This window comes from Paenibacillus hunanensis (genome assembly GCF_034055775.1).
Lineage (GTDB): Bacteria > Bacillota > Bacilli > Paenibacillales > Paenibacillaceae > Saccharibacillus > Saccharibacillus hunanensis.
This window is the reverse complement of record NZ_CP139194.1, coordinates 121,487-132,500: the sequence shown is the minus strand read 5'-3', so window position 1 is coordinate 132,500 and position 11,014 is coordinate 121,487. Positions and strand designations below refer to the sequence as shown.

Here is an 11,014-nt window from a genome sequence, read left to right as displayed (position 1 = left end):
ATTCATTGCTCAGGTCATAAAATAATGACCGTTGATTAATATAGCATGTTCATTTAGCACTCGTCAATTCCTAAATTAATCAATCTTTATTGAAGGCTATTCATTCGTGTATAACGTAATGTATTGTGGGAATTCTGTACGAAGGTCAAGCTATATCGTGGCTTATCTGTCTGTATCACTTCACTTTTCTGCTGCTACTACCTTTACTACCTTGTTTATTAGTTTATCTTTATCGTTTCAGGCTGCTTGATTGTAAGTTATCCTACTGTTATTGATTGATATCGGTGTTGGTTGGATATCGGCGCCAGCTTGTTTTCAATTTTTATTTTGTTTGGGAGCATGTAATGCCATAAAAAAGAGGATACGCGTTAACGTATCCTCTCTGGGTGAATAAGCAATTCGTTATATACTTCCACTCACTGCTTATCAGTAGCAATCTGATTTTTATGCACCTATTTTATACATTTGGTGTTGAGAACATTCAATACCATGCAGTGTCATAACTGATCTGAATGATCTCGCACTCGTATACGATCGCAAAGCCTGAACAATTACAGCTCGCCTTTATAGCTCACGTCGTCCTTCCAGTGCTTTGGACAAGGTTACTTCATCTGCATATTCCAGATCGCCGCCGACAGGCAGACCATGAGCGATACGAGTCACTCTCAGGTTAAACGGCTTTACAAGTCTGGAAATGTACATAGCTGTCGCTTCTCCCTCAATATTCGGGTTGGTCGCCAGAATAAGCTCCTGCACCCGCTCATCACTAAGGCGGTTCAATAACTCCTTGAGCTTGATCTCTTCTGGTCCAATCCCTTCAATCGGTGAAATTGCGCCATGCAATACATGATAGTAGCCGTTGAATTCTTTGGTACGCTCCATTGCCACCAGATCCTTAGGCTCCTGCACAACGCAAATGACTGAGGCGTCACGTGTCTTGTCCTGACAGATCTGGCAAGGGTCTGCATCGGTAATATTACCGCAGACCGAGCAATAATGAAGATTGCGCTTCACATTGACCAGGGCTTTGGCAAAATCGATCACATCGTCCTCCTGCATACGCAGTACGTGAAACGCCAATCGCCCTGCTGTCTTCGGTCCAACCCCTGGCAGGTGCGTAAAAGCATCGATCAACTTGGCAATCGGTTCGGGATAGTACAATACAGCGATCTCCTTTGAGACCGGTCATTGGTGAATGCCGATCTATAATTTTAGAACAGGCCTGGAATGTTCATTCCGCCTGTGAATTTGCCCATGTCTTTGTTGGCTAGCTCTTCAGCTTTAGTCATTGCATCATTAACAGCTGCCATCACCAAATCTTGCAGCATTTCTACATCGTCTGGATCTACTGCTTCTGGCTTGATGTTGATAGCCAGTACTTTTTTGTGTCCGTTTACTTCAACAGAAACAACGCCGCCACCGGATGTACCTTCAACTGTTTTAGTGCCCAGCTCTTCCTGTGCTTTGAGCATTTGCTCCTGCATTTTCTTTACCTGCTTCATCATCTGGTTCATGTTACCCATTACGATCATCTCCTCTGGTCAAATGGTTATTGTATTATTCTTTAATGACAATGAGTTCTTCGCCAAACAGCTGAATCGCTTCATCCACCAACGCTTCGCCCTTGTCTTCTTGCTCATGTTCTAGCTTGAGTTCTTCGCCAGGCTGCTCACTTGTACCTTCGATTGCTTCCAGCCAGTCCTTTTGCATCATCGTAACGAGTCGATACGGACTACCCAGTACTTCCTCCAGTACAGATTCTACAACCTGACGGTTCGCTGCCTTCTCAATCGTTTCCCGGTGCATATCATGCTTGAACGCTACTAGAATAGCATCCTCATGGATCGATACCGGATCACAGTTCACAAACCAGGCATGAATCGTCACCTTGACTTCCTTCACTCGTTGCAGCACCTTGCTCCATGAGCCAAAAACGCGGGTAAAGTCCTCATGCGTTCGGTTAGCGACATACTGGTTCATCTGTGACGGGATCTTCGCCGTTGATGAAATACGAGGCGCTGGAGCGCGTCTTCCTGCTGGAGCACTATTACCCGATGAATCGCCACCTACACCACCAGCTTTGATCGCCTTCTCCAGCTTTTGCTCCAGTGCTGCTAATTGTTGCTTGAGCTGACGAACCTCATCAGCGGCAGCTGGTTGTGCAGTCGTGCTCATACCTGCATCACTAGCAACTGCGCCACCTTGACTCGACAAGCCGCTCAGCTTGAGCAGTGCTACCTCAAATAGCATCTGTGGCTGTGTCGCATACTTCATTTCTGTCTGGTAATGATTGAGCGTATCGATAATAGCAAATAGCTGCTCCCGGCTAAATGCGGACGCTGTGTCGCGGAAATTATCCGGATTGAGCATCCGCTCGGTCAGGTCGCCTGCATTCGGGATCATTTTGATCATAAGCACATCACGGAAATAATACAGCAGATTCTCCATACATTTCTCTGCGCTCTTGCCCTCCTGCATAAACGACTCGACCATTTGCAGTACCCGTCCTACATCGCCTTGCAGTAATGCGGTCGCCAGCTCGGCAAATTGCTCGGAAGCAATGCCTCCGGTCATTTGTAACACCTGCGGATAGGTGATCTTACCCTCGGTAAAAGCAGATACCTGGTCGAGAATACTTAGCGCATCACGCATACCGCCATCCGATAGACGTGCGATATACTCCAGTGCATCTGGGTCCGCCTCCATTCCTTCCTGAGAAGCGATTAGCTCCAGACGCTGTGCCTGCTCCTGCAATGATACTCTGCGGAAGTCAAAACGCTGGCAACGCGAAATGATCGTTGCTGGCAGACGGTGAGGCTCGGTTGTTGCCAGAATAAAGACCACATGCCCTGGCGGCTCTTCCAGCGTCTTCAGCAGCGCATTGAACGCCTCCGTCGTCAGCATGTGGACCTCATCGATGATATATACTTTGCGCCGAACTTCGGTAGGCGCATATTTTACCTTTTCCCGCAGATCCCGAATTTCCTCCACACCACGGTTGGATGCGGCGTCAATCTCCAGCACGTCCATAATATTGCCCGAAGTGATCCTTTTGCAAGTTTCACATTCGTTACACGGCTCAACGGAAGGGCCTTTTTCACAGTTAATCGCCTTTGCCAGTATTTTGGCTGCTGACGTTTTCCCTGTTCCTCTGGGACCATTAAACAGGTACGCATGTGAAATACGCTCTTCCCGAATGGCATTTTGCAGTGTCTGAATGATATGCTGCTGTCCTACCATGTCCTGAAACGACTGCGGCCGCCAAGCACGATAAAGTGCGATGTGTTCCACTTGCTTACCTTCCTTCTGCATATCGAGGTACGTTCTTTTGCTATGCAAAAGCCTTTTTCCCTGTACCCCCTGCTTGAAAATCAAAAATACGATAGAAATTAGGCTTTGCCCTGTAATCAGCCTATACATCAAGCTTCTGCTCGCCTCTTCATAAGGCGATGACAAAGCGTTATATCCTGCTCTTTATTATACTATAAGTCGGCCTTTAACAAAACCGAAACAGCCCTTTTAACAAGCAAAAAAACACCCCTGCAATGTGCAAAAGGTGTTTTGAATATGCTGTATTATATACCGTGCACCTGTCTTCGATAATTGCGATCCGAACGGTTCTTCTGAGCAACAGCTCAGGGTAGGCACTCCCTCGGCACAAGAACGAAACTGCTTATGGCTGCTTCCTTCCGGACCTGACCAGGTTCACAGGAGTTCCTTGCGAAGGACCCACCCGTCAACACTGAGCTCAGATACCTGCCTCACATCGACAATACCTAGGACAGGAATTCAATCTCGCTACAGCGGATTGCGAGTTACAGGGCACCGCTACCTCCCCATCTAGCACGGCATTATATAATTATACCGGGATTAGCATGCATTTGCAACCGTTATATCGAACTGGCAGGACAAGACACCAAGCATACGGCAAATGTCGAGATACCGCTAACGTATAGAGTGTCAATGAGTAATCAATAAGTCGACCTGTTCAGTCCTCATTCATGCTCCAGCATCACTCCCTACAGATACAAAAAGTGAATAAGCGAGACTGGCGATACTACAGTTCTTATATCTGTAAGCTTGATAGCGGATAGACCTATTGCTTGTGCTTTTCCAACGACACAGTAAGTTTAGTTCGTCGTTGCCGATGTAGCGGTGGAACGAGTGGTACGTCGTCCGGTACCTGATGTGCCACCAGAGGATGCTGGCTTTTTCGCGTTGGAGCCGTTGGCAGAACCGGATGTGGTCTTGCCTTCCTCAGTGATATCGAACGATGCCAGGAATTCCTGATTGGTTTTGGAGTTACGCAGCTTTTTCAGGAAGCCTTCGACGAAGTCGGGCGTTTCGTTCATATTTTTGCGGATATGCCAGATCGTGTCCAGTTCTTCCTTCGCCAGCAGATCCTCCTCACGACGTGTGCCGGAGCGACGAATATCGATCGCAGGGAAAATACGGCGCTCGGACAGCTTGCGATCCAGATGCAGCTCCATATTACCTGTACCTTTGAACTCCTCGTAAATGATATCGTCCATACGAGAGCCGGTATCGATCAATGCGGTTGCCAGAATTGTCAGGCTACCACCTTCCTCCACATTACGAGCCGCACCAAAAAAGCGCTTTGGACGATGGAACGCCGCAGGGTCGATACCACCGCTGAGCGTACGTCCCGATGGCGGAATGACGAGGTTATATGCACGCGCAAGGCGAGTGATGCTGTCCATCAGGATAACAACGTCCTTTTTATGCTCGACCAGACGCAGAGCACGCTCCAGCACAAGCTCAGCTACCTTGATATGATTTTCCGGCAATTCATCAAATGTAGAAGCCACCACTTCACCTTTAACCGAACGCTGCATATCCGTTACTTCCTCCGGACGCTCGTCGATCAGCAGCACGAATAGTTCAATCTCCGGGTTGTTTTCGGAAATGCTGTTCGCGATCTCTTTGAGTAGCAGTGTTTTACCTGCTTTGGGCGGTGCTACAATCAGACCACGCTGTCCAAGACCTACAGGAGCGAGAACATCCATAATGCGAGTGGATAATTTATTAGGAGCTGTTTCAAGCACGAGTTTCTTTTGTGGGTAGAGAGGGGTGAGCGCCGGGAAGTGCAGACGTTCTGCCGCTTGCTCCGGGCTGGTGCCATTTACCGCATTGACTTGCAGCAAGCCGAAATAGCGTTCGTTTTCTTTTGGTGCTCGACATTTACCGGACACCAGGTCACCTGTACGCAGATCGAATTTACGAATCTGAGAAGCAGAGATATAAATATCTTCAGCACTTGGCAGGTAGTTGATTGGTCGTAAAAAACCATAGCCCTCAGGCAAAATTTCCAGTACACCTTGCATAAACATCAAGCCGCTACGCTCTGCCTGTGCACGCAAAATCGCAAAAATTAATTCTTTTTTCTTAAGCTGTCCGTAATACGGAATCTGATACTGCTTGGCCAGCTTGTACAGATCTGTCAGCTTCATTTCTTCCAGATCGGAAATTTGTAAATCCATACCATAACCACCTATTCAATTTTAGTCGGGAGTGTTAAGACAAGTGATGGAAGATGTTGGGAATCAATCAGAAGGTTGAATCGTCAGGAGTGGATACGTTCTGAATCCATTCATAGGATAGCATTACCCATTGTTGGGAGGAGATATTCAAGAGGTATGTATTTTGCAAAATACAAATGAATTCTCCCCCAGGGGTAAGAGGAACAATCATAATGGAAAGATGCTGAAGGCTACAGCATCTCTCTCCAAACATTGGCACCGAGATGGCGCAGGTTATCAACCAGATGGTCATAACCCCGATCAATAAATTCAACACCAGATACTTCTGTCACGCCTTCCGGCACCGTCAAGCCAGCAATGACCAGTGCAGCACCTGCACGCAAATCCGTTGCCTTCACTTTAGCTGCATTCAGCGGTCCGCCCTCAATGATAGCAGAACGTCCTTCTACCTTAATCTTGGCGCCCATGCGCGCCAGCTCCGGCACATGCTTAAAGCGGCTACTGTACACAAAATCGCTCAGTACACTAACCCCTTGTGCTTGTGTGAGCAAGCTCGTCATCGGTGATTGAAGGTCAGTCGCAAAGCCCGGATAGGTCAATGCTTTGACATCGACATGCGTGTAAGTCGATTTACCGATAACACGAATGCCTTCATCCAGCTCATCCACATGCACACCCATTTCCAGCAGCTTTGCTGTTAATGCCTCAAGATGCTTGGGAATGACATTGTCGATAATCACATCGCCGCGTGTTGCCGCTGCTGCGATCATATACGTACCTGCCTGAATACGGTCAGGAATAATGGAGTGTTTGCAGCCATGCATTTCAGAGACGCCTTCAATACGAATGGTCTCGGTTCCGGCACCCTTAATCACGGCACCCATGGCGTTCAGTAATGTTGCAACATCTATAATCTCAGGCTCTTTCGCCGCGTTTTCAATAATTGTATGGCCTTTGGCTCTTGCTGCCGCCAGCATAATGTTGATGGTCGCGCCTACACTGGCTACGTCCAAATAAATCTTCGCACCGCGAAGCTCTTTTGCATATAAATGAATCGAACCATGCTCATTCGTTACCGTTGCGCCCAGCGCTTCAAAACCTTTGATATGTTGATCGATTGGTCGAGGCTCAAAGTTACAGCCACCTGGCAAGCCGATCGTAGCTTCTCCAAAACGACCAAGCAGTGCTCCCATCATATAATAGGATGCTCTGAGTTTTTTGACAGGCCCATTGGGCATTGGGATGGAACGTACGTCACTTGGATCAATACGCATCTGGTTGTCCAGCTCGTTCCAGCTTACGGTTGCGCCAAGATTCTCTAGTATTTCTGCGTAAACCGCCACATCGCTCAGAAGTGGCAAATTATCCAGCACAACTTCCGATTCGGCGAGCAATGCCGCAGGAATAAGCGCAATGGCGCTGTTTTTCGCACCACTGATGGTGATAGTTCCCTGCAACGGACTTCCGCCGCTGATCATCAATTTTTCCATAAAGCTTAGTATCCCCCTACGTATTTTGCAGCCGATAAAACGATACATATTGGCATTTTTGGCGGTTAAAATGGAAAGACACCGTCTGAGCGGTGTACTTCCCATGTTCAACCTATTTAATTCAACGCATCTAGTGCATAAAAGTTACGTTCATTGCGATAAATCGTCTTGTTTTAACTTCTGCATACTGTAATATACACCAAGCTAACTCAAAAAGCGAATTACGCTTTGTTGCTTGTACCGAACTCGCGGATTTTGCCGATTACGGTTTGTTTGATCGCTTCACGACCTGGAGCGATGAATGTACGTGGATCGTAAGCATCTGGTTTCTCAGCCAGTACTTCACGAACAACTTTTGCAAATGCGATTTGGTTCTCTGTGTTTACGTTGATTTTGGACGTACCCAAGGAGATCGCTTTGTCGATGTCGTGTTTAGGAATACCTGTACCACCGTGCAGTACGAGTGGCAGTTTTACTGCATCACGAATTTCTTCCATTTCTTTGAAGCCCAGGTTAGGCTCGCCATGGTAAGGACCGTGTACGGAACCCAGTGCTGGTGCCAGTGTGTCGATACCTGTTTCTTTAACGATGCGTACGCACTCGTCCAGGTCAGCGTACATGATACCGCCGATTACGTCGTCTTCCTGTCCGCCTACTGTACCAACTTCAGCTTCAACGGAAACGCCTTTGGAATGAGCATACTCAACGACTTTTTTCGTCATTTCGATGTTTTCCTCGATTGGGTGGTGGGAACCATCGATCATAACGGAAGTAAAGCCAGCATCGATTGCTTCTTTACATTTGTCAAAGCTAGAACCGTGATCGAGGTGGATTGCAACTGGAACAGTGATTTTCATGTCGTGCAGCAGACCTTCTACCATTTTTACAACAGTAGTGAAGCCGCCCATGTGACGAGCTGCACCTTCAGATACACCAAGAATAACTGGGGATTTTTCTTCTTCCGCTGCGCCCAGGATCGCTTGTGTCCACTCCAGGTTGTTGATGTTGTATTGACCAACTGCGTATTTTCCTTCAAGTGCTTTGTTCAGCATGTCTGTCATAGATACTAATGGCATAATGACATCCTCCTCAAATATGTTGGGCACATCCTATCCAGTATGTCCCATATTGTGTAAGCCGCTACTGCATACGTGCCTATTATAACACAACCCGCTTTAAATGCTAAACAAACAATTTGTGCATATTTACGCCATTTTATCACGATTTATGTGACCTTTTACCTTACTGAAGTCATGTGATTTATGTAAACCGAGGTAGCTTCACATCAAAATCGCATGGTCGTGTATACGCTCGCAGACATTGTATATCAAAACGGACGATCCAATCGGATCGTCCTGTCGTTTAGTGATCTACACTGCTGCCACGCAGACAGCGGTCGACCGCTTCTCTCATTTCATCAATATCAAAAGGCTTGGTAAAATGGCTCAGTGCGCCCAGATCCTTTGCCTGCTGGATAATATCCAGCTCTCCATACGCTGTCATCATAATGACATGGATATGTGGATGTGTCTGCTTGATATGGCGCAAAATCTCCAGACCATCCATGCCTGGAATTTTCATATCGAGCAGTACGAGATCCGGTACATGCTGCTCTACAATATTCAGTGCTTCCTTGCCGTTGGCAGCCTGAAACATGTCATAGCCCTCATTAGAAAATAACTCGACAAGAAGTAGGCGAATTCCATTCTGATCATCTACGATTAGTATTTTTTTCTGTTCCATCTGTCACCTTTCCCTTCTTCGATGCTAATCAGTTTCATTAGTGCTGGTATGGATATGCAGAAGTGATGACGAGCTGCCACGGTCACTTGATCTAAAGCGTGTACAGACATGGTTGATTACATTCGCCATCCAAGCCCCGAATCCTTCCTTAGTATGAAAAATTAGACAGTGTATGTAGCGATGCTTTCCTTATATATAGGATTGGACTCATCGTGTTTAGAAACGATGATCTGGCACAAATAAAAACCACCCGTATCTATGTTTCCTATACGGGTGGTTGCGCAAAATGCAATTTAACCTTATAATCGTAAACCCGGCGCTTCTTTTAGCCCTGGTGTTCGATGGAAGCTTTCACGAACTCACGGAACAATGGTTGCGGACGGTTTGGACGGGAAGTAAATTCCGGATGGAATTGTACAGCCAGGAACCACGGATGATCTGGCACTTCCACGATCTCAACCAGACGACCATCTGGAGATGTACCGGAAATTTTCATACCAACACTTTCGATCTGCTCACGGTACTGGTTGTTGAACTCGTACCGGTGACGGTGACGCTCGTATACAAGCTCTTCACCATAGCATTCCATGGCAAGGGAGCCTGGTTGCAGCTTACATGGATACAGTCCAAGACGCATGGTGCCGCCCAGATCCTCGATATCCTTCTGCTCTGGCAGCAGGTCGATAACCGGATATGGTGTAGCTGGATTGATCTCGGAGCTATTCGCACCGTTCATACCTGCAAATGCACGTGCATACTCGATAACGGATACTTGCATACCGAGACAGATACCGAAGTATGGTACTTTGTGCTCGCGCGCATAACGAATCGCACTGATTTTACCTTCAATACCGCGATCACCGAAGCCGCCTGGAACCAGGATACCACCCAGACCGCCAAGCTTTTCAGCGACGTTCTCATCGGTCAGCTCTTCTGCATCGACCCAGCGAAGCTTCACATCAGCATTCGCATGGTAACCGGCATGGGAAAGGGATTCCACTACGCTCAGGTATGCATCATGCAGCGCTACATATTTACCAACAATCGCGATTTCGACTGTTTTCTCCAGATGCTGAATACGGTTCAGCAGTGCTTCCCACTCGCTCATATCTGGTGCAGGAGCACTCAGCTTGAGGTGATTCACTACGATATCATCCAGACCCTCATTACGCAGGTTCAATGGAACTTCGTACAGGGAGGATGCGTCACGGCATTCTACAACTGCATTCGCATCGATATCACAGAACAGTGCGATTTTGGCTTTCATATCTTCAGACAGCTCATATTCAGTACGGCAAACGATCACGTTTGGCTGAATACCGATGCTGCGCAGTTCTTTTACACTATGTTGCGTTGGCTTTGTTTTCACTTCGCCAGCCGCTTTAATATAAGGAATCAGGGTAACGTGGATGTACATTACATTGTCACGACCGACATCGCTCTTGATCTGACGAATGGCTTCCAGGAATGGCAGACTCTCGATATCACCGACCGTACCACCGATCTCCGTGATAACGACATCTGAGTTTGCTTCGCGACCTGCGCGGAATACACGTTCTTTAATTTCATTTGTGATGTGCGGGATAACCTGTACTGTACCACCCAGGTATTCACCACGACGCTCTTTGCTAATAACAGAAGAGTAAACCTTACCTGTTGTTACGTTATTGTTTTTGGACAGGTTAATATCGATAAAGCGCTCATAGTGACCCAGATCGAGGTCTGTCTCAGCTCCATCGTCTGTTACGAATACTTCACCATGCTGATACGGACTCATCGTTCCCGGGTCAACGTTGATGTAAGGATCGAATTTCTGGATCGTTACTTTCAAGCCTCTGTTTTTGAGCAGTCGGCCCAGGGAAGCTGCTGTAATCCCTTTACCGAGCGACGATACAACGCCACCTGTTACGAAAATGTACTTTGTCACAATATGACCTCCTAATTGGGTTTTCCAGAAATTCAAAGCAGCATGATTGATAAGGGAAGCCTCTGCTACACGCACGACAAGATAGGACGAATCTGCTGATTCGACCACTGTCTGATCCACGCGGTTGCAGGCTTTTTTATACAACATGCATAGGGGGATATCGCTCTAAAAAACAAAAAAAGTGACACCCGTAGTGACGGGGCACTTTTATTATTTCAGCATTTAATCGCTGGATATCTATATGTTTAAAGGTTTAATTCATAAGCCCATGCAATAGTTTACTCTGTCGGCTTATTGTGTGTCAAGACATATCGGCAGAAAGATTTGTGCATTGTAAAATGATAGCGTTATCA

Annotated in this window: 8 protein-coding genes and 1 other RNA gene; all 9 read right to left on the bottom strand. The window is 47.0% G+C overall.

Annotation, left to right across the window (positions count from 1 at the left end; all coding sequences use genetic code 11):
* Positions 1-564: 564 nt before the first annotated feature.
* Positions 565-1,161 carry a recombination mediator RecR gene (recR, locus tag SK066_RS00515; RefSeq protein ID WP_188778364.1) on the bottom strand — a complete coding sequence of 199 codons (597 nt, stop codon included), beginning with the start codon at positions 1,159-1,161 and terminating at the stop codon, positions 565-567.
* A 50-nt stretch (positions 1,162-1,211) separates the two neighbouring features.
* On the bottom strand, positions 1,212-1,523 hold the full coding sequence (locus tag SK066_RS00510) for a YbaB/EbfC family nucleoid-associated protein (protein ID WP_188778366.1): 312 nt from the start codon (positions 1,521-1,523) through the stop codon (positions 1,212-1,214).
* 34 nt (positions 1,524-1,557) lie between these two features.
* Positions 1,558-3,291, bottom strand: coding sequence for a DNA polymerase III subunit gamma/tau (gene dnaX, locus SK066_RS00505; protein ID WP_320543231.1), 1,734 nt, complete (start codon positions 3,289-3,291; stop codon positions 1,558-1,560).
* Between the two features lie 291 nt (positions 3,292-3,582).
* Positions 3,583-3,849, bottom strand: an RNA gene (gene ffs / locus SK066_RS00500) — signal recognition particle sRNA large type.
* A 281-nt stretch (positions 3,850-4,130) separates the two neighbouring features.
* A complete protein-coding gene (gene rho / locus SK066_RS00495; protein ID WP_188778368.1) occupies positions 4,131-5,501 on the bottom strand; it encodes a transcription termination factor Rho in 1,371 nt (456 codons plus the stop codon).
* A 230-nt stretch (positions 5,502-5,731) separates the two neighbouring features.
* Complete coding sequence (locus SK066_RS00490) at positions 5,732-6,991, bottom strand: UDP-N-acetylglucosamine 1-carboxyvinyltransferase (protein WP_188778370.1); 1,260 nt, start codon at positions 6,989-6,991, stop codon at positions 5,732-5,734.
* A gap of 221 nt (positions 6,992-7,212) precedes the next feature.
* Positions 7,213-8,067: a class II fructose-1,6-bisphosphate aldolase gene (gene fba, locus SK066_RS00485; protein ID WP_188778372.1), complete on the bottom strand. Its 855-nt coding sequence runs from the start codon at positions 8,065-8,067 to the stop codon at positions 7,213-7,215.
* 286 nt (positions 8,068-8,353) lie between these two features.
* On the bottom strand, positions 8,354-8,734 hold the full coding sequence (locus SK066_RS00480) for a response regulator (protein WP_188778374.1): 381 nt from the start codon (positions 8,732-8,734) through the stop codon (positions 8,354-8,356).
* Between the two features lie 325 nt (positions 8,735-9,059).
* Complete coding sequence (locus SK066_RS00475; RefSeq protein ID WP_188778377.1) at positions 9,060-10,661, bottom strand: CTP synthase; 1,602 nt, start codon at positions 10,659-10,661, stop codon at positions 9,060-9,062.
* Positions 10,662-11,014 lie beyond the last annotated feature (353 nt).